The 21,772-nt window shown below is 60.1% G+C and carries 20 protein-coding genes; 13 read left to right on the plus strand and 7 right to left on the minus strand.

Going from position 1 to position 21,772, the window contains the following annotated elements; translation table 11 throughout:
• Nucleotides 1-35: 35 nt before the first annotated feature.
• Entirely contained in the window at nucleotides 36-947 is a 912-nt protein-coding gene (locus FIV03_RS16840) for a dihydrodipicolinate synthase family protein (RefSeq protein WP_152510366.1), read from the plus strand.
• 58 nt (nucleotides 948-1,005) lie between these two features.
• Nucleotides 1,006-2,013, plus strand: coding sequence for a LysR family transcriptional regulator (locus tag FIV03_RS16845; RefSeq protein ID WP_152510367.1), 1,008 nt, complete (start codon nucleotides 1,006-1,008; stop codon nucleotides 2,011-2,013).
• Nucleotides 2,014-2,064: 51 nt separating this feature from the next.
• Here the strand turns inward: FIV03_RS16845 and rhaI are convergent, their stop codons facing one another.
• Together rhaI and FIV03_RS16855 are read right to left on the minus strand one after the other, a co-directional pair.
• Complete coding sequence (rhaI, locus tag FIV03_RS16850; RefSeq protein WP_152510368.1) at nucleotides 2,065-3,348, minus strand: L-rhamnose catabolism isomerase; 1,284 nt, start codon at nucleotides 3,346-3,348, stop codon at nucleotides 2,065-2,067.
• Nucleotides 3,349-3,550: 202 nt separating this feature from the next.
• Complete coding sequence (locus FIV03_RS16855) at nucleotides 3,551-5,653, minus strand: bifunctional rhamnulose-1-phosphate aldolase/short-chain dehydrogenase (RefSeq protein ID WP_152510369.1); 2,103 nt, start codon at nucleotides 5,651-5,653, stop codon at nucleotides 3,551-3,553.
• A gap of 184 nt (nucleotides 5,654-5,837) precedes the next feature.
• Here FIV03_RS16855 and FIV03_RS16860 point away from each other — a divergent pair, with 184 nt between their 5' ends.
• The 8 genes from FIV03_RS16860 (at nucleotide 5,838) to ttcA (ending at nucleotide 14,093) form a co-directional block, all read left to right on the plus strand.
• The gene (locus FIV03_RS16860) at nucleotides 5,838-6,644 is read left to right on the plus strand and encodes a DeoR/GlpR family DNA-binding transcription regulator (RefSeq protein ID WP_031269240.1); all 807 of its coding nucleotides are present in this window, start codon (nucleotides 5,838-5,840) and stop codon (nucleotides 6,642-6,644) included.
• Between the two features lie 55 nt (nucleotides 6,645-6,699).
• Complete coding sequence (rhaS, locus tag FIV03_RS16865) at nucleotides 6,700-7,692, plus strand: rhamnose ABC transporter substrate-binding protein (protein WP_077292528.1); 993 nt, start codon at nucleotides 6,700-6,702, stop codon at nucleotides 7,690-7,692.
• 101 nt (nucleotides 7,693-7,793) lie between these two features.
• Nucleotides 7,794-9,347 (plus strand): sugar ABC transporter ATP-binding protein, encoded by a 1,554-nt coding sequence (locus tag FIV03_RS16870; protein WP_152510370.1) that lies wholly within the window; start codon nucleotides 7,794-7,796, stop codon nucleotides 9,345-9,347.
• Entirely contained in the window at nucleotides 9,344-10,327 is a 984-nt protein-coding gene (locus FIV03_RS16875; protein WP_055655090.1) for an ABC transporter permease, read from the plus strand. The genes FIV03_RS16870 and FIV03_RS16875 overlap by 4 nt, the downstream gene beginning before the upstream one ends.
• Nucleotides 10,324-11,340 (plus strand): ABC transporter permease, encoded by a 1,017-nt coding sequence (locus FIV03_RS16880; protein ID WP_152510371.1) that lies wholly within the window; start codon nucleotides 10,324-10,326, stop codon nucleotides 11,338-11,340. Before FIV03_RS16875 ends, FIV03_RS16880 begins: the two co-directional genes overlap by 4 nt.
• A 3-nt stretch (nucleotides 11,341-11,343) precedes the next feature.
• Nucleotides 11,344-11,658, plus strand: coding sequence for an L-rhamnose mutarotase (gene rhaM, locus FIV03_RS16885; protein ID WP_152510372.1), 315 nt, complete (start codon nucleotides 11,344-11,346; stop codon nucleotides 11,656-11,658).
• A 6-nt stretch (nucleotides 11,659-11,664) separates the two neighbouring features.
• Complete coding sequence (locus tag FIV03_RS16890; RefSeq protein WP_152510373.1) at nucleotides 11,665-13,047, plus strand: FGGY-family carbohydrate kinase; 1,383 nt, start codon at nucleotides 11,665-11,667, stop codon at nucleotides 13,045-13,047.
• A 107-nt stretch (nucleotides 13,048-13,154) separates the two neighbouring features.
• Nucleotides 13,155-14,093: a tRNA 2-thiocytidine(32) synthetase TtcA gene (ttcA, locus tag FIV03_RS16895; protein WP_152510374.1), complete on the plus strand. Its 939-nt coding sequence runs from the start codon at nucleotides 13,155-13,157 to the stop codon at nucleotides 14,091-14,093.
• Nucleotides 14,094-14,556: 463 nt separating this feature from the next.
• Here ttcA and FIV03_RS16900 read toward each other — a convergent pair whose 3' ends face one another.
• Nucleotides 14,557-15,435, minus strand: a complete 879-nt coding sequence (locus FIV03_RS16900; protein WP_152510375.1) for a LysR substrate-binding domain-containing protein — start codon at nucleotides 15,433-15,435, stop codon at nucleotides 14,557-14,559.
• 114 nt (nucleotides 15,436-15,549) lie between these two features.
• Here FIV03_RS16900 and FIV03_RS16905 point away from each other — a divergent pair, with 114 nt between their 5' ends.
• Together FIV03_RS16905 and FIV03_RS16910 are read left to right on the plus strand one after the other, a co-directional pair.
• Nucleotides 15,550-16,545 carry an NAD(P)-dependent oxidoreductase gene (locus FIV03_RS16905; RefSeq protein WP_152510376.1) on the plus strand — a complete coding sequence of 332 codons (996 nt, stop codon included), beginning with the start codon at nucleotides 15,550-15,552 and terminating at the stop codon, nucleotides 16,543-16,545.
• Nucleotides 16,542-17,966 (plus strand): aldehyde dehydrogenase family protein, encoded by a 1,425-nt coding sequence (locus FIV03_RS16910; RefSeq protein ID WP_152510377.1) that lies wholly within the window; start codon nucleotides 16,542-16,544, stop codon nucleotides 17,964-17,966. The genes FIV03_RS16905 and FIV03_RS16910 overlap by 4 nt, the downstream gene beginning before the upstream one ends.
• Nucleotides 17,967-18,059: 93 nt before the next feature.
• On the opposite strand, the gene FIV03_RS16915 is transcribed toward FIV03_RS16910, so the two are convergent.
• The 4 genes from FIV03_RS16915 to FIV03_RS16930 all read right to left on the minus strand — a co-directional run bounded on the left by FIV03_RS16915 (nucleotide 18,060) and on the right by FIV03_RS16930 (nucleotide 19,940).
• A complete protein-coding gene (locus FIV03_RS16915; protein ID WP_152511958.1) occupies nucleotides 18,060-18,650 on the minus strand; it encodes a L,D-transpeptidase in 591 nt (196 codons plus the stop codon).
• Nucleotides 18,651-18,729: 79 nt separating this feature from the next.
• Nucleotides 18,730-19,194 carry a DUF411 domain-containing protein gene (locus FIV03_RS16920; protein ID WP_173013875.1) on the minus strand — a complete coding sequence of 155 codons (465 nt, stop codon included), beginning with the start codon at nucleotides 19,192-19,194 and terminating at the stop codon, nucleotides 18,730-18,732.
• Nucleotides 19,187-19,468 (minus strand): hypothetical protein, encoded by a 282-nt coding sequence (locus FIV03_RS16925; RefSeq protein WP_152510378.1) that lies wholly within the window; start codon nucleotides 19,466-19,468, stop codon nucleotides 19,187-19,189. The genes FIV03_RS16920 and FIV03_RS16925 overlap by 8 nt, the downstream gene beginning before the upstream one ends.
• Nucleotides 19,469-19,586: 118 nt before the next feature.
• Nucleotides 19,587-19,940 carry a hypothetical protein gene (locus FIV03_RS16930; RefSeq protein WP_152510379.1) on the minus strand — a complete coding sequence of 118 codons (354 nt, stop codon included), beginning with the start codon at nucleotides 19,938-19,940 and terminating at the stop codon, nucleotides 19,587-19,589.
• 177 nt (nucleotides 19,941-20,117) lie between these two features.
• Here FIV03_RS16930 and FIV03_RS16935 point away from each other — a divergent pair, with 177 nt between their 5' ends.
• On the plus strand, nucleotides 20,118-21,725 hold the full coding sequence (locus tag FIV03_RS16935; RefSeq protein WP_209009686.1) for a DUF427 domain-containing protein: 1,608 nt from the start codon (nucleotides 20,118-20,120) through the stop codon (nucleotides 21,723-21,725).
• Nucleotides 21,726-21,772 lie beyond the last annotated feature (47 nt).

The raw sequence follows: 21,772 nt of genomic DNA on the forward strand, positions 1-21,772 counted from the left end.
ATCCATTATCTTCAAAGACAAAAGCACGTAGCCCCATGACCCCTTATTCCGGTATCTGGCCTGTCGCCCCGACACCCTTTCACGAAGACGGTTCGCTTGATGAACCGGGCATGCGCCGCGTGCTGGATTGCCTTATCGACCAGGGCGCGGATGGCATCTGCATCCTGGCGAATTTCTCCGAGCAGTTCCTGTTGTCGGATGCAGAGCGCGAGTTGCTGACACGGCTTTGCATTGAGCATATCGACGGCCGCGTTCCTGTCATCGTCACGATCAGCCATTTCGCGACACGGATCGCGGTAGAGCAGGCGCAGCTTGCCAAGTCGCTTGGTGCAGCCATTGTCATGATGATGCCGCCCTATCACGGAGCTCTTTTGAAAGGGAACGCCCAGCAGACGTTTGATCAATTCGCCGCCGTCGGCGAGGTCGGCATTCCGATCATGATCCAGGATGCGCCCCTGTCCGGCGTCGACTTGCCGGTGCCGCTTCTGGTGAAGATGGCCCGCGAGATCGAGATGGTGAAGCTCTTCAAGATCGAATGCCCGCAGGCTGCCAACAAGTTGCGGTTTCTCATTGCTGAAGGCGGCCCTGCCATCGAAGGCCCATTTGATGGCGAAGAAGGCATCACGTTGCTGGCGGATCTGGACGCAGGCGCGCGCGGATCGATGACCTCGGGGATGATCGTTGACCAGATCAAGCCTGTCATCGAGCTCTATCACGCGGGCCAAACCGACGAGGCAGCAGATGCCTATGCGCGGGTTCTGCCCGTCATCAATCACGAAAACCGCTTGTGCGGCTGGCGCTCCTGCAAGGCGGCGATGGTCGAAGGCGGTGTCATCAAATCCGATTTCTGCCGGCATCCGATCGACCCGCTGCCGCAGCCGGTCCGCGAGAGGCTACTGACGCTTCTGCGCCGGCTCGATCCCCTGGTTTTGCGCTGGGGGCAGTGAGGAAAACTCCGGGCGGTCAGCCGTCCGTTAGTCCAAACACAGACATGAGGCCTGGTATTTGACTGTCTGGAAAGGAAAAAATCCGGTATCGATTGAGACCGCCAAGCGGGTACGCCAACGACTGAGCGGATCGATCGATATGTATGGAACCTTCGACATGGCGATCCTGTCTCGCCTGCGGTTCAAACAGCTTGCCCTTGTGGCAAGCCTGGAAGTCACGACCAATCTGCACGAATCCGCGCGCGAGCTGAACCTTTCCCAGCCCGGGGCGACAAAACTTTTGAAGGAAGTGGAGGACACGCTCGGGGTCACGCTGTTCGAACGTCTTTCCAGGGGCATGAAGCCAACGGCCTATGGCGTGGTGGTTGCCCGGCATGCCCGCCAGATCATTTCCGAGACCGGGCGGCTGAAGGCGCAATTGTCGGCGATGCAGCGCGGTGAATATGGCAAGGTGCGGCTCGGCGCGATCATGGAAGCCTTGCCGGGGCAGGTATCCGAGCTGCTGATGAACCTGATGGAGACCAATGTCGGTCCGCAGATCAGCCTGATGGTGTCGACTTCCGACAATCTCATTTCCGCGCTCAACGAAGGTGCGCTGGATATCGTGCTGGGACGGCCGGTGGAACATCTCGACATGACCGGCATTCGGTTCGAACCGCTCTGGCAGGAGAGGCTCGCTGTCGTGGCGGCGTCGTCGCATCCTCTGGTGCCAAGCAAGCAGCTCAGTCTCGTGGAACTTGGTGATTTCAGCTGGATCCTGCAGCCAAGGCCCAGCCCGATGCGCATGTCGATCGAGCTTGCTTTTGCACATGCGGATCTGCCCGCACCGCATTACGGCCTTGAAACCTCGTCGATGCTGATGACGACGCTGGCGGTCGGAAAAAGCGACATGCTGGCCGTTCTGCCGCAGTCGGTTGCCGACTACTATCAGGAAAACGGCCTGATCCGCATTCTGCCGGTCAGGCTGGAAGAGCACATGAGCCGATACGGGCTTTTGATCCCGAACAAGGATGAATTCGATCCGGAAGTCGAGGCACTGGTCTCGCTCATTCGCGCCTCTGTCTGACCGGGAAGGGGGGCCCCTCCCGGCCGGTATTTTCTGGTCAATACTCCTGGGTCAGACGATCCCGCCGCCAGCCCCGGAAACCTCCGGACGGATCTCCGCGACCTTTTGCCGGTATCCGGCAGTCCGATAAGCCGCAACAGGGTCGATGGCGCCGCCGTTTTCCAGTCTTGCCATGGCCAGGATCGGCTCGACATCGGTGCGGAAAGCGGTTTTCAGGGTGGTTGTTGCCATCAAGGCGTCATTCGTGTCCTGAAAACCTTCCAGGGCAGACCTGTCGACCAGCAGTGCCTCGGCATAGGCGCGCTGAACTTCCATGGCGGAGACCATCAGACTTTCGATGGGGTCGGTCACGTTGTGAGACTGGTCGAGCATATGTGCCGGGTCGAAGCCGGGCGCCTTCCGCGTTTCGGCGTCCACCAGTTCGTTGAACACCAGGAACAACCGGTACGGATCGACGGAGCCCGTATCCAGATCGTCATCGCCATACTTGCTGTCGTTGAAGTGGAAACCGCCGAGCTTTCCGAACTGGATCAGCCGGGCAACGATCATCTCGATATTGGCGTTGGGGGCATGGTGGCCGAGATCGACAAGGCAGTAGGCCTTCTCGCCCAGTTCCTGCGCGATCATGTAGTTGGTGCCCCAGTCCTGCACGACAGTTGAATAGAATGCCGGCTCATACATCTTGTGCTCGGTGAACAGCCGCCAGTCGTCCGGCAGTTCCGCATAAATCGCTTTTACCGCGTCCAGATACCGCTCGAACTGGCGTGTGAAGTTGGCCTGGCCGGGGAAATTTGATCCGTCGCCGATCCAGATGGTCAGGGCCCTGGAGCCGATGGCCTTGCCGATCTCGATGCATTCCAGATTGTGCTCAATGGCTTGCCTGCGCGTGCTGGCATCCGTGTGGCTGAGTGAGCCGAACTTGTAGGAAAGTGGCTGGCCGTCCTGATCCTGAAAAGTGTTGGAGTTCATGGCGTCAAAGCCAAGCCCGAGCGAACTTGCCTTGGCCTTCAGCTCCGCCGGGTCGGCCTTGTCCCAGGGAATGTGCAGGGAAACGTTTGGTGTTGCCCGGGTCAGCTGCTGGATGACACTGCAATCTTCCAGTTTGTCGAAGATATGGCGCGGTTCGCCCTTGCCGGGAAAACGCGCAAAGCGCGTGCCACCGGTGCCGACACCCCAGGACGGCACGGCAACGCCATAGGCGGCGACCTTCGCCTTGACGGCATCGATGGAAACGCCGCGCCGGTCGAGCCTTTCGCCCAGGGTTTCATAGTCACGCTTCAGGTCGGCTGTGCGGGTCTCGTTTTCCCCGGCGACCAGCGATGTGTCGATCATCATGAGAAGATCCTTTCCCGGATTTTCTTCGATCCGTTTGTTCCAAGATCACTTCCCTCAATCCACTTCCTCATCCTGAGGAGCGAGCCTGCTCGCGTCTCGAAGGATGGGCGGCAAGCTCTGATCGTGTGGCCCATCCTTCGAGACGGACCTGACGGTCCTCCTCAGGATGAGGGAAGATGTGGTTCGATTACCTTGAGGACTGCTACCGCGTGAAAGCCTGAACGTTGCCGGCGTCGACGTTGATGATGTTCCCGGTCGACTTGGCGGAAAACTCGGAGGCGAAGAAGTAGGTTGCCTCGGCGATATCTTCCGGCAGCACGGACAGTTTCAGCAGCGAGCGCTGGCGGTAGTGTTCCTCCAGCTCCGACGTGTCCTTGCCGTAGGCTTTGGCGCGTTCCTTCAGCCAGTCACCGGACCAGATCTTGGACCCGCGCAGGACAGCGTCCGGATTGACCACATTGACGCGGATCCCCTCCGGAGCGCCTTCCAGGGCAAGGCAGCGGGCCAGGTGCAATTCGGAAGCCTTGGCCGTGCAATAGGCGCTGGCACCGGGAGACGCGGCGAGGCCGTTCTTCGATCCGATGAACACGATGGAACCACCGACCCCTTGCGTCTTCATGACCTTGAAGGCCTCACGGGACACCAGGAAGTAACCGGTCGACAGGATCGACATGTTCCGGTTCCACAGGTCGAGCGTGGTGTCCTCGATCGGGGCGGAAGACGCGATGCCGGCGTTGGAAACGAGAATGTCGACACCGCCGAATTCCAGTGCAGCTCTGGCAAAGCTGTCTGCCACGGCGTCTTCACTGGTGACATCCATCGTCACCGTGCGCACGACGTCCCTGGAATAGCGTGCGGAGAGATTGTCGGCGGCGGCCCCGAGTGCGTCCGCGTCGATGTCGGCCAGCACCACGCAGGCGCCTTCGCGCAGAAAGCGTTCAGCGGTGGCCGAGCCGATGCCGCCGGCGCCGCCGGTTACCAGCGCGATCTTGCCTGCAAGGCTCTTGGGTTTGGGCATGCGCTGGAGCTTGGCTTCCTCCAGAAGCCAGTATTCGATGTCGAAGGCTTCCTGTTCCGGCAGGCCGCGATAGGTGGAAACGCTGGAAGCGCCGCGCATGACGTTGATGGCGTTGGTGTAGAACTCGCCGGAAATCCGCGCGGTCGCCTTGTCCTTGGCGAAGGTGATCATGCCGACGCCCGGCACCAGGTAGACAACGGCGTTCGGGTCGCGAAGGGCAGGGCTGTCGTCGTGCTTGCAGCGCTCATAATAGGCCGCATAGTCGTCACGGTAAGCTTCCGCTGCCTGACCGAGCCCGGCAAGCGTTGCCTCGATGTCCGGGGTGGCGGGATCGAAATCGACCACGAGCGGGCGGATCTTGGTGCGCAGGAAATGATCCGGGCAGCTTGTGCCGAGGGCGGCAAGGGCTTCCATGTCATTGGCGCAGACGAATTCCAGCACAGCGTCGCTGTCGTCAAAATGACCGACCATATGCTGCTTGCCGGATACCATCCCCCGGATTGCGGGCATCAGGCGGGCGGCAACCCCACGCCGGTCCGATGGAGCCAGGGCGCGGTGTTTCGAGCCGCCGAAGGCATCTTTTCCTGCCGTCTTTTCCTCAAACCAGGCAATCGCCTTGTTGATGATCTCCAGGGTGGTTTCGTAGCAGGTCCTGGCGTCGTCAGCCCATGTAAAGAGTCCGTGGCTTTCCAGAACGACCCCGCGAGCCTCCGGATTTTCAAGGCAGAATTTTTCCAGCCACAGGCCCAGTTCATAGCCCGGGCGCTTCCAGGGCAGCCAGCCGATGTCGGCGCCGAAGATCTCCTGCGTGATTGCCTTGCTGTCGCTTGCCGCGGCAATGGCGATGATTGCGTCCGGATGCATATGGTCGACATGGCTTTTCGGCACATAGGCATGAAGCGGGGTGTCGATGGAGGCGGCGCGCGGGTTCAGGTTGAAGGTGCAATGGGGCAGGCAGGCGACCATCTCGTCTTCAAACTCGACGCCGCGATAGAGCCCTTTAAGTGCCCGCAGCTTGTCCATGTAGAGTGTCGCAAAACCATCCATCTTGATGGTGCCGACATCGCCGCCCGAGCCCTTGACCCACAGTACCTCGACCTGATCGCCGGTGAGGGGATCCTTCTCCATCGCCTTGGCGGAGGTGTTGCCGCCACCGTAGTTGGTGATGCGCTTGTCGGAGCCCAGGAGGTTTGAGCGATAGAGCAGCAGCTCCGCTTCGCTCATGCCGGAAGCCTTCTGGTCATCCCACAGGTTTGCAAGCCGGGAACCGGCAGCGGAATTCAACATCTTTTCCTCCCAGGTAAGCCTGACGGCTTGCGTCTCGTTGTTTAGAAACTCGCTTGAACGGATCAGGTTGTCAATCAAAAACGATCAATATCAATCATATTGCGCTGCAAAATGATCATTTTTGATTTTTTATGATTGACATTGACCGGTGTTGGTGGAAACGTTTGATCAATGGGAGGACCAGATGCACGAGAAAGAACGCCACAGGATCATATTGTCCGCAGTCCAGGATCGTCCGGTCGTGACGGTACAGGAGCTGGTGGCGTTGACGGATTCCTCAGAAGCGACCATCCGTCGTGACATTGCCCAGCTGCATGTGCAGAAGAAGCTGCGTCGTGTGCGGGGTGGGGCGGAGAGCATTCATCCACCGCAGTTCGTCGGTCTGGCGGGGCGTCCGTTCAGTGTCAACGAAACGATCAACATCGCTCAGAAACGCGCAATCGCGCAAAAGGCGGTGGAGCTGTGCGAGGATGGCGATGCCATCATCATCAACGGCGGCACAACCACCTTTCAGATGGTGCATCCGCTGGCAACCAAGCGCTGCCAGGTGTTCACTAACTCGTTTCCGATTGCCGAGCATCTCCTCAAGAATTCCAAGAACACCATCATGCTCTCGGGCGGGGTGATCTATCGCGAACAGAACATCATCCTGAGCCCCTTCGACAATGACGTGACCCGGAACTTCTACGCGACGCGCATGTTCATGGGCGCCCAGGGGCTTGGGCCGCTTGGGCTCATGGAGGCCGATCCGTTGCTCATTCAGGCCGAGCAGAAGCTGATCGGCCAGGCGGATGAACTGGTGGTTCTGGCGGATTCATCGAAATTCAGCGCACGTTCCAGCCTGATCCTGTGCCCGCTCGAGCGGATTTCCACCGTCATCACCGATGACAGGATCCCCGACAGCGCGGCCAACATGCTGGAACAGGCCGACATCCATCTGATCGTGGCGGAAACAAGCGCCGCACAGACCAAGGCAACCTCGAACGGGTAGCCGGCACACTGTCCGGACCTTGGGAGGGGCCGGCAGCACTTTAGGGAGGAAGACCATGAAATTGCTCAAGTCACTTCTGGCGGCAACAGCAGTCGCCGCCGTCTGCATCGCCGCACCGGCCAGTGCCGCGGAAAAACGCATCGCCCTTGTCGTCAAGGCGCTCGGCATCGGCTTCTTTGAAGCTGCCGCCAAGGGCGCTGAAGAAGCTGCCAAGGAACTCGGCGATGTCGAGATCATCTACACCGGCCCGACCGACACGACCGCAGAAGGTCAGATCGAGGTCATCAACGCGCTGATCGCCCAGAAGGTGGATGCCATTGCTATCTCCGCCAACGATCAGGACGCCCTGGTGCCGGCACTGAAGAAAGCCATGGACCGCGGCATTACCGTGATTTCCTGGGACAGCGGCGTTGCGCCGGAAGGTCGCCAGCTTCACCTCAATCCGTCGTCCAATCCGCTGATCGGCAACATGATCATCAAGCTGGCCGCCGATCATCTGCCCGATGGCGGTGATGTCGCCGTCCTGTCCGCGTCCGCAACCGCCACGAACCAGAACATCTGGATCGAGGAAATGAACAAGGTGAAGGATAACTATCCGGGCATCAACGTGGTCGCCACCGTCTATGGTGATGACCTTGCCGACAAGTCCTACCGTGAAGCCCAGGGCCTTATGCAGACCTATCCGGATCTGAAGGCGATCATCGCTCCGACGTCCGTGGGCATTGTTGCGGCCGCTCAGGCAGTCTCTGACGCCGAAAAAGCAGGACAGGTCAACGTGACCGGGCTCGGCCTGCCGTCAGAAATGGCTGGCCACATCGAATCCGGTGCATCCAAGTCGTTCGCCATCTGGAACCCGATCGACCTTGGCTATTCGGCAACCATGCTGGCCTACAACCTGTCCACCGGCGCCGCGGAAGCAAAGCCGGGCGCGGAAATCCCGATGGGACGTATGGGCACGCTGACGCTCAACGACAGCAACGAAGGCGCGATGGCGGACCCGTTCGTCTATGACAGCTCCAACATCGACGACTTCAAGGACATTTTCTAAGCTGGTCGCCAGGACCGGACGATAGAAACATGTCAGACCCGGTGCCATGCGCACCGGGTCTTTGAAACCAGCAACGAAACTCCAGGCTCCGGGAAATGGTCATGCTTGCGAACACGCAGGGCATAGCGGACACGCATCCGCAAACGGAAGACGGCACGGGGCCGGTACTGACGCTCAGCGGTATCTCCAAATCGTTCCCGGGCGTGAAGGCGCTTTCCGAAGTATCGCTGGAGCTGTTCCCGGGGGAAGTTACCGCCCTGGTGGGTGAAAACGGCGCGGGTAAATCCACCATCGTGAAGATCCTGACCGGCATCTATCAGCCGGACGAGGGCGCAATCGCGATCAATGGCACGCCGGTTTCCTTTCCCACCGCCCAGGACGCGGGCCGGGCAGGGGTGACGGCGATCCATCAGGAAACCGTCCTTTTCGATGATCTGTCTGTGGCGGAAAACATTTTCATCGGCCATGCGCCGAAAACGCGTTTCGGGCTGATCGACCGCAAGGAAATGCTGCGCAAGGCACAAGCGCTGCTCGACCGGATCGGCGCCAGGATCGATCCGAATGTCACGCTGAAGGATCTCGGTATTGCCAACAAGCACCTGGTGGCGATTGCCCGGGCGCTCTCCATCGACGCCAAGATCGTCATCATGGATGAGCCGACCGCCTCGCTCTCCCACAAGGAAATCGAGGAAACCTACGAGCTGGTGGAACGCCTGAAGGCGGAAGGCAAGGCGATCCTCTTCATCAGTCACAAGTTCGACGAGATCTTCCGCATCGCGGACCGCTACACGGTTTTCCGGGACGGCCAGATGGTCGGCAAAGGCAAGATCGAGGCTGTTTCCGAACAGGAGCTGGTCAAGCTCATGGTCGGCCGGTCAGTCGACCAGGTTTTCCCGAAACGAGCACCGCAACTGGGTGAGGAAGTGCTGAAGGTTGTCGGCTATTGCCACCCGACGGAATTCGAGGACATCGGCTTCACGCTTCGTGCGGGAGAGATCCTTGGGTTTTACGGCCTTGTGGGTGCCGGGCGCAGCGAATTCATGCAGGCGCTGTTCGGGGTGACCAGGCCTTCCAAAGGGGCTATCCGGATCGACGACAGGATCGCCGTCATTCGCGATCCCAACGAGGCCATCCGGCAGGGCATCGTCTATGTCCCGGAGGACCGGGGTAAACAGGGCGCGATCAAGGGCCTGCCCATTTTCCAGAATGTCTCGCTGCCGTCGCTCAAGGAAACCTCACGCAAGGGGTTCCTGCGGCTTGCGGAGGAATTCAAGCTGGCCCGTGACTACATGCGGCGGCTGGACTTGCGCGCAGCAGCTCTTGACCAGGATATCGGCGAACTGTCCGGCGGCAACCAGCAGAAGGTTGTCATCGCCAAATGGCTTGCGACCAAACCTCGGGTGATCATCCTGGACGAACCCACCAAGGGCATCGACATCGGGTCCAAGGCCGCGGTGCACGAATTCATGGCGGAACTGGCCGCCGAAGGTCTGGCGGTCATCATGGTGTCGTCCGAAATTCCGGAAATTCTCGGCATGTCCGACCGGGTGATTGTGATGCGGGAGGGGCGTATCGCCGCCGAATTTGAAGGCGCTGACCTGTCGCCCGAACATCTGGTGCGGGCGGCTGCCGGCATCACGGAGGTGCGCACATGATCCGCTCGCTGATGAAATCGCGCGAGACCATTCTCGCCGGAGCTATCCTGGTTCTGGTGCTGGCCATTGCCACTCGCTTTCCCGGCTTCGTCGCACCGTCCAACCTGGCGAATGTCTTCAACGACACGGCTCCGCTGATCATTCTGGCACTCGGCCAGATGGTGGTGATCCTCACCCGGTGTATCGATCTGTCCGTTGCCGCCAACCTTGCGCTCACCGGCATGGTGGTCGCCATGCTCAACATGGCCATGCCCGGTCTGCCGGTGCCGGTTATCCTGGCCTTGGCGATCTGTCTTGGAGCCTTGATGGGGCTTGCAAACGGACTGCTTGTCTGGAAGCTGGATATTCCGCCCATTGTCGTCACCCTTGGCACGATGACCATCTACCGGGGCATCATCTTCGTCATTTCCGGCGGGGAGTGGATCAACGCCCATGAGATGAGTGACGCCTTCAAGGCCTTCCCGCGTGAGGTCGTGCTCGGTCTGCCGGTTCTGTCGTGGATAGCGATCGCCGTCGTAATCGGGTTCATCGTTCTGGTCGGGCGAACACCACTTGGCAGGGCTTTCTTTGCCGTTGGCGGCAATCCGCACGCGGCGGTCTATACGGGCATCAATGTCGGCCTTACCCAATGCGCGGCCTATGTCATTTCCGGCGCGCTTGCCGGCCTTACCGGCTATCTCTGGGTTGCCCGCTATGCCGTTGCCTATGTCGATATCGCAGGCGGTTTCGAACTTGAGGTGGTCGCAGCCTGCGTCATCGGCGGGATCTCGATTGCCGGCGGCATCGGGTCTGTCGGCGGGGCCCTGCTCGGTGCGCTGTTCCTCGGCATCGTCAAGAACGCTCTTCCGGTCATCAATATCTCCCCCTTCTGGCAGCTCGCGATTTCCGGCAGCGCAATCATCATCGCCGTAGCCTTCAACGCCACGTCCAACCGGACCAAGGGCCGGGTGATCCTGAAAAAAGCGGAGCACGCAGCATGAGCCTCGCCACCCCAGACACCGGCGCGCAGGGGCGTCAGATTCCGGACAGGCTGAAGTCGCCGCTGCAGCGGTTTCTGGTGAGCTGGGAACTGCTGCTACTCGTGGTCGCCGTCGCCGTCTTCACGCTGAACAGCTTTGCCTCGCCTTATTTCCTCGATCCGTGGAACCTCTCCGACGCGACCTTCAACTTCACCGAAAAGGCGATGATCGCCTTTGCCATGGGATTGTTGATCATTTCCGGCGAGATCGACCTTTCGGTTGCCTCGATCATCGCACTGTCGTCCACGGCCATGGGCTTTGCCGTCCAGATGGGGGCCGATACGCCGCTTCTGGTCATGATCGGCCTGGGTACAGGGCTGCTGTGCGGTGCCTTCAACGGCTTCCTGGTGACCGGCTTCGGCCTGCCGTCCATCGTGGTGACCATCGGCACCATGAGCCTTTTCCGTGGCATTTCCTATATCGTGCTCGGCGACAAGGCCTACACCGGCTATCCGTCCGACTTTGCCTTTTTCGGGCAGGGCTACGTCTGGTGGGTGATCTCTTTCGAGTTCGTCCTGTTCGCTTTGCTTGCCATCGTCTTTGCCGTCATCCTGCACAAGACGAACTTTGGCCGCGCGGTCTATGTCGTCGGCAACAACCCTGTCGGCGCGCTTTTTTCCGGTATTCGCGTGCCGCGGGTCAAATTTGCGCTCTTTCTGCTCACGGGGCTTATGTCCGGTGTTGCCGCCATCTGCCTGACCTCGCGCCTCGGGGCGACAAGACCATCGATTGCTTTCGGCTGGGAGCTTGAGATCGTGACAATGGTGGTGCTGGGCGGCGTCAATATTCTCGGTGGCTCCGGCTCCATTCCGGGCGTGGTGATCGCTGCCTTCGTCATGGGCATGGTCACCTTCGGGTTTGGCCTGCTCAACGTACCGGGCATCGTCATGTCGATCTTCATCGGTCTGCTGCTGATTGCCGTCATTGCCCTGCCGCGCATCGCCCACCGGGTTCTCGCAAAGCGGAAGGCCTGAACCATGGAAAAATATGCCTTCAAGATGAAGCTCAACCCGGGCATGGAAGCGGTATACCGGAAGCGCCACGACGAAATCTGGCCGGAACTGGTAGCCTTGCTGAAAGACGCAGGCATCAGCGACTATTCAATTCATCTGGATCCCGAGACCGACATCCTCTTCGGCGTGCTTTGGCGTCAGGATGGCCACAAGATGGACGATCTGCCGAACCACCCGGTGATGCGGAAATGGTGGGCACATATGGCCGATGTGATGGCGACCAAGCCGGACAACCAACCGGTGGCAACACCGCTCACAACCGTCTTTCATATGGATTGAGCGTTGATGGCAGCGATCCGGAATGTGGGCGTCATCGATATCGGCAAGACCAATGCCAAGGTTGCCGTGGTCGATCTGGACCAGCGCAGGGAGCTTGGCGTCCTGACGCGGCCCAACACGGTCCTGCCGGGCCCTCCTTATCCGCATTTTGACCTGGAAGGCCACTGGGATTTCATCTGCGACGCGCTGGCGGAGCTGCACAAGGCCCATGGTATCGATGCCCTGTCGGTGACGACACATGGTGCCAGCGCCGTGCTTCTGGACGCGGAAGGGAACCTTGCCGCGCCGATGCTGGACTATGAATTCACCGGCCCGGACGACCTGGCGGCCGCCTATGATGCGATCCGGCCGGACTTCGCCGAAACCGGGTCACCCAGGCTCGGCATGGGCCTCAATCTGGGAGCGCAACTCCACTGGCAACTGAAAACGGACCCGGGTCTGCTTGACCGGGTGGCGACGGCTCTGACCTATCCGCAATACTGGACCTGCAAGCTCACCGGGGTTCTGTCCAACGAGGTGACTTCGCTCGGCTGCCATACCGACCTCTGGTGCCCGTCCGAAAACCGGTTCTCCTCGCTGGTGAACCGGCTCGGGCTGGAGGAGAAGATGGCTCCCGTGCGCAAGGCGGGTGATCGTCTCGGGTCCGTCCTGCCGGAGGTTGTGACCCGGACCGGATTGCCGAAGGATACTCCGGTCGCCTGCGGCATTCACGATTCCAACGCGTCGCTTTATCCGCATCTGATCCGGCGACAGCCTCCGTTTTCGGTCGTCTCCACCGGCACCTGGGTGATCGTGCTGGCGATAGGAGGCGGCCGGGTGTTCCTCGATCCGTCCCGCGACACGCTGATCAATGTCAACGCTTTCGGGGATCCGGTGCCTTCGGCAAGGTTCATGGGGGGACGTGAGTTCGACATGATCCTGAAGGGACGTGAAAAGGGCTGTTCGGAAGAACAGATTGATACCGTGCTTTCTCGCGAGATCATGCTTTTTCCCGCTGTCGATCCGCGCTCCGGCCCTTTTCAGGGACGGGAGTATCACTGGAGCGTGGATGAGACGCTCCTGAGCGACGGCGAACGCTTTGCGGCTGTGTCCTTCTATCTGGCGCTGGTGACGGCGGAGTGCCTGGCAATGACCAGTGCGGAAGGTCCAATCGTCGTGGAGGGGCCGTTCGCGCAGAACGGGCTTTACCTTGACATGCTGGAGGCTGCGACAGGGCGGCCGGTTGAAGCGTCGGCTGGGTCGCTCACCGGAACCAGTATCGGCGCCGCGTTGCTGGTGGCGGACGGTGATACGGAAAAACGGCAGCAGGCTGGCCCACGCGGAAACGGCGGCGAACGTCTTTCTCGGCTAAAGCGATATGCAGGGAAATGGCAAGAACAGCTCCAGTGAGCGAACTGCCATCCCCTGATACGCACGGCTTTTCCCTTTTCCCGGCAGCCTTGATCCGCTATGTCAGCGCAAAGACAGCGAACCCAACAAGCCGCCGAGCTTCTCAAATGAACGATATTGCCGACAGCACCGACATCGACGTACCCGCATTGCTTCGCAATGCACCTGCGAGCGTCGAATTCAAGAAGCTGCGAAAGCGCCTTTTGCGCCAGGCGCGTGAGGCGATTGCCGACTTCGGGATGCTGCCGGAAGGGGCTTCCCAGGAAAAGCGGCCGAAGTGGCTGGTCTGCCTGTCGGGTGGCAAGGACAGTTACACGCTGCTGGCGGTGTTGATCGAACTGAAATGGCGTGGTCTGCTGCCGGTCGACCTGATTGCCTGCAATCTGGATCAGGCTCAGCCCGGTTTTCCGGCGGACATCTTGCCGAAATTCTTCGAGGACAACGGTATCGAGCACATCATCGTGCGCGAAGACACCTATTCCATTGTCACCGACAAGATCCCCGAGCACCGCACCTATTGTTCGCTGTGTTCGCGCCTGCGCCGCGGAATTCTCTACCGCATCGCACGGGAGCAGGGCTGCGAGGCCATTGTGCTCGGCCATCACCGGGAAGATATTTTGGAGACGTTCTTCATGAACCTCTTCCACGGTGGCCGTCTGGCCTCCATGCCGCCCAAGCTGGTCAACGACGAGGGCGATCTTCTGGTGCTCCGCCCGCTTGCTTATTCGGCTGAAAGCGACATCGCACGCTTTGCCAATGGCATGCAGTTCCCGATCATTCCCTGCAATCTCTGTGGCTCGCAGGACGGTCTGCAGCGCGAGGAAGTCAAACGCATGCTGCAGGGCTGGGAAAAGGCAACGCCGGGACGCCTCGGCGTCATGGCCCGCGCTCTCGGCCACACCCGGCCGTCGCATCTCCTCGACCGCTCGCTCTACGACTTCGTCAACCTGCGCCCGGCTGAGGGCGTGTCCGAGGAGAGCGGTGACGCGGAAGAACCCTGTGGCGCAAGCCTGGCGATGACGGCAAAGCTGTTCGCCGCCGAGTGACCTTCTGAGGCGCATCCGCGGTAACAACGGCGTTCTGATAGCCCCATTCCTTATCCCCACGCTCCCCGTCATTGCCGGACTTGATCCGGCAATCCAATCCCTGGCCATTCCAAATGGATAGGAGTTGCCGTGTCGTGTTGCATCGGCATGGATGCCATGGTCGAGCCATGGCATGACGTGGTTTGGGGAGCGGCATCAGGAAAGTGCTCAGACTCAGCCTGCTCCGTCATTGTCACACGTCCTTGGCTTGTCATCCCGGTTTGTCGCACCAGCGACAAGACCGGGATCCAGTATGCCCAGCGATTGGGCTTCTAAGAAGAAATGTATTTCAATACCCTATCGGGTTTCCGCTGAGGTGAGTGCCTGTGAGCGCGGAGACGTGCATCTATTGAAATCGATATGAGCCTCTTGCCCACTTCCAGCGCGCAGGTGAGCGTTTGACCTCACCGGAATAGCCACCGGCCTATGCTGCAAACAGGTCTCGCAGCCAGGTTTCCACCCGTTGAACCGCCGGTTTTCGCGGTGAGGAATTATCCCGGTTCAGCAGGTAATGGGTGCGCATGGAAGGCAGCCCCGGGTCCAGAGGGGTCGTCAGCCGTCCGCTTCCCGCCAGCCGGGCTGCAACCTTGCCCAGCAGCAGGGCGACACCGCCGCCGGCAGCCGCCAGTTCAACCGCGGCGAGGGAGGTGTCGACGGTGACGCCTGAGTGTCCGGATGGCTGCGTGAGGTACTGAGCTTCGAAAAAACGTGGCCAGTGATCGTCGAACCCCAGAATGTGAATGCGTGGAACATCCATCAGATCCGCCGGTTCCTTCAATCTTTCGGCCAGCCTCGGATGACAGACCGGAACGATCTTTTCCGGTCCCAGCGGTTCTGCATGCGCACCGGGCCAGTTGCCCGTGCCGAGGCGGATCTCGATGTCGGTGCCGGTCTCAAGAGCCGTGTCGGCCCAGATTGCCGACAAGAGCCGGATGTCCAGTTCAGGATTGACCTTCTGAAACTCCGCCAGGGCTGGGGCGATGATGAGAACAGTTTCGGAAATCGGCGCCCGAATGGTTACGGAGCCGGCCGTTCGGTTGCCGAAGAGGCTGTCCGTGGAGACGGCAAGGTCCTGCAAGGCCTTGCGTACCGACGGCAGATAAGCCCGGCCACTGGCGGTAAGCTCCAGCTTTCGTGTCGTGCGTTCGAAAAGCTGATGGCCGAGCTGGCTTTCCAGTGCGCTGATGTGCGTGCTGACAGCGGCCTGGGTGAGGCCGAGTTCCGCGCCTGCTGCGGTGAAGCCACCCAGCCGGCTGACGGCTTCGAAGCTTCTCAGCCAAACGAGATTGGGGAGTGCCGACATTCTCTTCATTCATAAAAATAGTTTGGTAATTGGCTGAATTAATATCATTTCTCTATTTCATAGGCGAGGCGCAAAGTGAGGGCATCAAACCCTGCTTCACGAAAGGCGCTTCTCATGCGGGTCGGTTTCATCGGATTGGGCAACGTCGGCGGCAAACTGGCCGGCAGCCTGCTGCGTAATGGTCTTGACGTCATGGTGCTGGACCTCAATCCGCTGCTCATGGAAAGCTTTGCGGCCAGGGGAGCCCTTCGCGGTGAAAGCCCGAAGGAGCTTGCAGAAAGCTGCGATGTCGTCATCACCTGCCTGCCCAGTCCGGCAGCCTGTGCAGCGGTCGTGGAAGGTCCGGACGGTCTTCTGGAAGGTATTGGCCCGGGCAGGATCTGGGCGGAAATGTCGACAACGGATGCCGGCGAAGTGCGCCGCCTGGCAGGGCTTGTTGTCGCCAGAGGGGCGGAGGCGATCGAATGCCCGGTTTCGGGCGGCTGTCACAGGGCTGCTACCGGAAATATCTCGATCTTTGCCGGGTGTCCGCGGGAAACCTTCGAGCGCATGCTGCCGCTCCTGACCGTTCTGGGGCGGCGCGTGCTGCACACCGGCGAGATCGGCTCGGCATCTGTTCTGAAAGTCGTCACCAACTATCTGGCAACGGCCAATCTGGTGTCTTTGGTCGAAGCACTGACCACCTGCAAGGCAGCCGGAATGGATCTTGGCACGGCATACGAGGCGATCCGGATTTCCTCAGGTAATTCGTTCGTCCATGAAACGGAGAGCCAGGTGATCCTCAACGGCTCGCGCGACATCTCCTTCACCATGGATCTTGTTGCCAAGGACATCGGCCTGTTCCAGAAAATCGCAGACGATCATCAGGTGCCGCTGGAAGTGTCGCCGCTTCTCAACCGGATTTTTGCAGACGGGATCGACCGCTATGGTCCGCGGGAAATGTCGCCCAACATCATCAAACGCCTTGAAGAAGCAACCGGTCTTGATATCCGGGCACCGGGTTTTCCGGATGAGATGGTTGACGAGGAGCCGGAAGAAGCCGGATATGAGGTTACGCCAAGAAGTGGCGACGACATGAATCTGAACAGACGGGAAGCAGCAGGCGGATGATTGAAAAGCGGCAGTTCTATATCGGTGGATCCTGGGTCGATCCGGTCGAGGCAAAAACGCTCGAGGTGATCAACCCGGCGACGGAAAAGCCGGTTGCCGTGATCTCCCTGGGCAGTGCCGCCGATGTGGACAAGGCGGTTGCTGCAGCCAAGGCCGCTTTTGCAGGCTGGTCGGAAACAAGTGTCGAGGAACGTGCCGCGCTTCTTGAGCGTGTCATCGCGATCTACCAACGTCGGTCGGAGGAAATGGACGAGGCGATCCGGCTTGAAATGGGGGCGCCGCGCAGCTTTGCGCGCGGCAGCCAGACGCCTGCCGGATCCGGCCACCTGGAAGCGACGCTGGAAGCCCTGAAGCATCATGTGTTCGAACGTCCCAGCCCGCGTGGCGGCAGCGTGCTGCGGCACGAGCCGATTGGCGTTTGTGGCTTGATCACGCCCTGGAACTGGCCGATCAACCAGATTGCGGCAAAGGTCGCGCCCGCGCTCGCTGCCGGTTGCACCATGGTGCTGAAGCCAAGTGAAATTGCGCCGCTCTCCGGGCTTCTCTTCGCCGAGATCCTGGATGAGGCCGGCTGCCCGGCTGGTGTTTTCAATCTGGTAAATGGCGATGGGCCGGGTGTCGGATCTGCAATGTCCTCGCATCCGGATATCGACATGATGTCCTTTACCGGTTCGACCCGTGCCGGCGTCGCGGTCAGTCAGAATGCTGCACCGACCGTCAAGCGTGTTGCGCTGGAGCTCGGCGGCAAGTCGGCCAATCTGCTCTTTGCAGATGCGGACCTGGAAACGGCCCTGCGCACGTCGCTGTCGGGCTGCTTTTCCAACACGGGTCAGTCCTGCGATGCTCCGACCCGTCTACTTGTCGAGCGAAGCGTCTATGACGAGGCTATTGCGCTTGCCGGAAAGATTGCGGCGGAAACCAAGGTCGGGGATCCGGCGGAGGAAGGGGATCACATCGGGCCGGTGATCAGCGATCTGCAATACGAAAAGATCCAGGGCCATATCGAGCGCGGTCTGGCAGACGGCGCTCGCCTTGTTGCCGGTGGTCCAGGCAAACCGAAGGGGTTCGAGACAGGGTATTTCGTTCAGCCGACAGTGTTTGCCGATGTTACCAACCAGATGTCGATTGCCCGTAACGAGATCTTCGGGCCCGTGCTGGTGATGATCCCGTTCGAGACGGAAGAGGAGGCTGTCGCGATTGCCAACGATACGCCTTACGGCCTTGCCGCCTATATCCAGACCGGCGATCCGGAACGGGCGAAGCGCGTAGCCCGCAAACTGCGTGCGGGCAGCGTCTATATCAACGGCAACAGTCCGGACTGGGATGTGCCGTTCGGCGGGTACAAGCAGTCCGGCAATGGCCGCGAATATGGCGAATTCGGCCTGGAAGACTTTCTGGAACTGAAAGCCATTACAGGCTGATACCAGGCAGCGGACGCACCAGCCATTGCTGACGGCTGGAGATGGCGAAGGGACCGGCTGGCCGGCCCCTTTTCCGCAAGCGTGTCTTGAACCTTACAAAACGACGATCTGGGATCCGTCAGCAACCCGGCCGTAAAGATCGATGACGTCCTGGTTGATCAGGCGGACACAGCCACTGGAAACGGCAGAACCGATTGTCCAGTATTCGCTCGTGCCGTGGATACGGTAGAGCGTGTCCTTGTTGCCCTGGAAGATGTAGAGCGCTCGTGCACCCAGCGGGTTTTCGATGCCCGGGGGCATGCCGCCGTTACGCCAGCTCCATTTTTCCAGTTCCGGCTGCCGCTGGATCATCTCTTCCGGCGGTGTCCATTTGGGCCAGGCGGCCTTGCGGGCGATCCGCGCACGGCCGGACCATTCGAACCCGGCACGACCAAGGCCGACGCCGTAGCGCATCGCCTTGCCGTTTTCCTGGACGAGGTAGAGGTAGTAGTTGCTGGTATCGACGACCAGCGTACCGACCTTCTCGCTGGTCTGATAATCGACCTGTTTGCGGTAATAGCGTTCCGGTACCTTCTTCAAATCCGGAGCAGGGATCGGAAACTGCTCTTCCGGCATCGCACGGTACATGGCAAGGACGGACGGATCCTGCCAGGGGGCGAGTGGTTGCTGGGGAGCGGTCGTCATACAGCCGCTGACGGCGAGCCCTGTAAGGCTCGCCGACCCGGCAAGAAATGATCTTCTTGTAAGGTTCGTCATTTGAAGGCTACTGGCCTGTTTCTAGATAAGGGACGGGAGGATCGGCCGGATTTTGGCCGAGGGTGTAAACCGTGTATTGCGCCGTCGGGTCGTCGCCCATGCCGAGCGACCCCTGGGGCATGCCCGGAACCGCGATGCCGCGAATGTCCGGACGCTCCGACAGCATTTTTTCAACCGCTTCCAGCGGCACATGTCCTTCGATGATGTATTTCCGGTCACCACCGGTCACCGCCGTGTGGCAGGCCTGCATGTCATCGGGAATGCCTGCCTGCGCCTTGATGGAGCTCAGGTCTTCCATATCGTGAACGGCGACCTTGTATCCGGCAGCCTCGACAGCCTCGGTCCACAGCTCGCAGCAACCGCACCAGGGTGTCTTGTAGACCGTGATCGTGTTGTCTTCCGCAGCCCAGGCGACCGAGGACAAGGCCAGGAACCCACCGGCAAGTGCAAAAGCGAAAGGTCTCCTAGACATGATCGGCCTCCTTTCGTGCGTGCGCATGGCATGGCTTGCCCATGACACGATGCAGAATCACATGCATGGCGACGCAGCCGAACATCGGCACGGCCAGCAGCAACGCTTCACCAGCCGTCAGTCCGGTCGGTGCGGACACGATCAGGAGACCGGTCACCACCGCCATCAGCAGGCAGCAGCCGAGCATGAAGAGCTTGTTCCTGTTCAGATTTTTCCGAGTTCGATATGCAGGCGCCGCATAGGATGCCTGTGTACCGTTTTCCTGAAGACTCATGATTTTTTCCTGTCTTTCAGGCGAACTGTTCTCATGCCGGTCAAATGTGCCCCGGCAAGATATCGTTCAACCTTCCAATAGTGTTGGCTAAGCCGGAACATCGTGTTCCGTTGGATTGTCAGCCTTTAATGGGAGGTTGATCTTCCGCAGACGGCAGAGCGTCCGTCAGGACGGGAGGTGACGTGGTTTCCGGCCCGGTCACCGTGGATTGGAATTGCAGTGCCACATTGGAGAAATGAGACAGGCAATCCGGGCCGCACCCGAAGGGTTTGGTGGTTTTTCCAGCCTGGCTGTCCGGTTGGCAACATTGGGCATGATGCGCGGTAAATTGCACCGTCTTTGCGACCAGGTCCGTTTCCACCGCCATCGAGCGTTCCAGAGCGCGAATGCTCTTTGGAACATGCGTGTAGGCTGCGGCGGTTGTGACCCCGGCAAAAAAGCAGATCAACAATGTGATCAAGACGTTGCGCATTCAATCTCAGTACCCGACAGGGGGCTCAATTTCCATACCTTGGCTGCTCACAAGCGCGTAATCGCGAATTGAGGTCAAACCGTGGCTTGCCCCGAAGTCTGCCCCGGGTACCACCTATGCGTTTTTTGCAAGTGTCGGCGGCTGGGGGCGCCACACAGGTGTGAGCAGGGGAGGCGCATGCAAGTGCACTGGACAGCTCGCCATGTGTTCCATATCTCTTTTTTCATGACCGTGCGAGCGCAGCAAACCTCGAACGACTACGGGATCCTTGTGGAACCGCTTGCCGGCGAAGTGACAGCCTGGCGGGGGGACCAGTTGCTGGCGCGGTCTTCAAAGGCGCGGGTGATGTATGAAACCCGGCTTGCACCTGCGATCTATTTCCCGCGCAACGACGTTCTGGCAGACCTCGAACCTGCTCCGGAGCGCAGAACCTTCTGCCCGTTCAAGGGAACGGCTAGCTACAGCCACGTCCGGGTCGGCAATGAGACGCTGGAGAACGGCGCCTGGAGTTATCTCAATGCGTTGCCTGAAGGTAAGGCGGTTGATGGCCTTGTGGCCTTCATGCCGGGTGTGGCGAGCCGGGTCGATTTTCAGGGTGCCCCGATTGATCCGCTGCCTGTCGGGAACATCACGGGGCCGACGGTCGATTGGCTGCTGCGCGAAGCCTGGGCTGCGAAAACGCCAGAAGAACTTACAGCCGCCCTTGGCCGAAAACTGGTGGAGGACGGGATAGCTGTCTGCCGAATCAGCATCCTGATCTGGTCACTGCACCCGATGATTGCCGGCCGTCATTATGTGTGGACGCGCGACGACGATACCGTGCAGAGCTTTGCTCCGTCCTACGAGACACTGGAGAGCCCGGCCTTTCGCCTGAGCCCGCTTCAGCATGTGGCCGACGGTTTGGGAGGCATTCGGCAAAAGATCGATTCGAACCCCGACGAGTTCAATTTCCCGATCATGGAAGACCTGAGGCAGCAGGGCGTTACCGACTATGTCGCCATGCCGCTGCCTTTTTCCGACGGGCGGATCAATGTGATGACCCTCGCTTCGGATCATCCTGCCGGTTTCACCACGGCAAACCTCGGACTGGTGTTCGAATGTTCGGCCCTTATCAGCCGGCTATTCGAAGTATTTGCACTGACCTCCAATGCGACATCCCTTCTGGAAACCTATCTGGGCAAGCGGACAGGCGCGCGGGTTCTGGGCGGCGATATCCGGCGTGGGGACGGCGATGTCATCGACGCGGCGATCCTGTTCTGCGACCTCAGGCATTCCACCAGGCTGGAAACGGAGCTTGGCCGGCAAGTCTATGTCGGTGAACTCAACCGGTTCTTCGAGGTCACGACCGACATCGTCAATGCGCATGAAGGCGAGGTCCTGAAGTTCATTGGCGATGCAGTGCTGGCGATTTTCCCCGCGGGCGTCGGCCTGGATGAGGCCTGCCGGCAAGCAGTTGCCAGTGCCGAGGAGATCGTTCGCCGTCTGAAGGTGCCGGACCCGGACACACAGGGCATCTCCATGCACTGTGCCATCGGCATCGCCTTTGGCGAGGTCACCTACGGCAATGTCGGGTCAAGGGAACGGCTTGATTTCACGGTGATCGGCCATGCAGCCAACATCGCGGCGCGACTTGGGGATTACGGCAAGGTTATCGGTCAGGAGATCGTTGCGACGGAGGAAGTGGCGCTGGAAGCAGGGCTGCCGTCGATCCCGCTCGGATCGGTCGACCTGCACAATGTCGCCGGGCCAGTGGCTGCGCATGCGGTCACGACGCTGGATGACTGAGCAATAGACCTGAATTCCTCAAGTCGGCCAGCTTACAAAGACCTTTG

This window comes from Labrenzia sp. THAF187b, assembly GCF_009363375.1.
Lineage (GTDB): Bacteria > Pseudomonadota > Alphaproteobacteria > Rhizobiales > Stappiaceae > Roseibium > Roseibium algicola.

Coding starts and splice junctions, on each gene's coding strand:
- FIV03_RS16915 (WP_152511958.1), bottom strand. CDS start 18,650: ATGACGACCGCTCCCCAGCAACCACTCGCCCCCTGGCAGGATCCGTCC.
- FIV03_RS16875 (WP_055655090.1), top strand. CDS start 9,344: ATGATCCGCTCGCTGATGAAATCGCGCGAGACCATTCTCGCCGGAGCT.
- FIV03_RS16900 (WP_152510375.1), bottom strand. CDS start 15,435: ATGTCGGCACTCCCCAATCTCGTTTGGCTGAGAAGCTTCGAAGCCGTC.
- rhaI (WP_152510368.1), bottom strand. CDS start 3,348: ATGATGATCGACACATCGCTGGTCGCCGGGGAAAACGAGACCCGCACA.
- FIV03_RS16925 (WP_152510378.1), bottom strand. CDS start 19,468: ATGAGTCTTCAGGAAAACGGTACACAGGCATCCTATGCGGCGCCTGCA.
- FIV03_RS16890 (WP_152510373.1), top strand. CDS start 11,665: ATGGCAGCGATCCGGAATGTGGGCGTCATCGATATCGGCAAGACCAAT.
- rhaM (WP_152510372.1), top strand. CDS start 11,344: ATGGAAAAATATGCCTTCAAGATGAAGCTCAACCCGGGCATGGAAGCG.
- FIV03_RS16920 (WP_173013875.1), bottom strand. CDS start 19,194: ATGTCTAGGAGACCTTTCGCTTTTGCACTTGCCGGTGGGTTCCTGGCC.
- FIV03_RS16910 (WP_152510377.1), top strand. CDS start 16,542: ATGATTGAAAAGCGGCAGTTCTATATCGGTGGATCCTGGGTCGATCCG.
- FIV03_RS16935 (WP_209009686.1), top strand. CDS start 20,118: ATGCAAGTGCACTGGACAGCTCGCCATGTGTTCCATATCTCTTTTTTC.
- FIV03_RS16860 (WP_031269240.1), top strand. CDS start 5,838: ATGCACGAGAAAGAACGCCACAGGATCATATTGTCCGCAGTCCAGGAT.
- rhaS (WP_077292528.1), top strand. CDS start 6,700: ATGAAATTGCTCAAGTCACTTCTGGCGGCAACAGCAGTCGCCGCCGTC.
- FIV03_RS16880 (WP_152510371.1), top strand. CDS start 10,324: ATGAGCCTCGCCACCCCAGACACCGGCGCGCAGGGGCGTCAGATTCCG.
- FIV03_RS16870 (WP_152510370.1), top strand. CDS start 7,794: ATGCTTGCGAACACGCAGGGCATAGCGGACACGCATCCGCAAACGGAA.
- FIV03_RS16930 (WP_152510379.1), bottom strand. CDS start 19,940: ATGCGCAACGTCTTGATCACATTGTTGATCTGCTTTTTTGCCGGGGTC.
- FIV03_RS16905 (WP_152510376.1), top strand. CDS start 15,550: ATGCGGGTCGGTTTCATCGGATTGGGCAACGTCGGCGGCAAACTGGCC.
- ttcA (WP_152510374.1), top strand. CDS start 13,155: ATGAACGATATTGCCGACAGCACCGACATCGACGTACCCGCATTGCTT.
- FIV03_RS16840 (WP_152510366.1), top strand. CDS start 36: ATGACCCCTTATTCCGGTATCTGGCCTGTCGCCCCGACACCCTTTCAC.
- FIV03_RS16855 (WP_152510369.1), bottom strand. CDS start 5,653: ATGTTGAATTCCGCTGCCGGTTCCCGGCTTGCAAACCTGTGGGATGAC.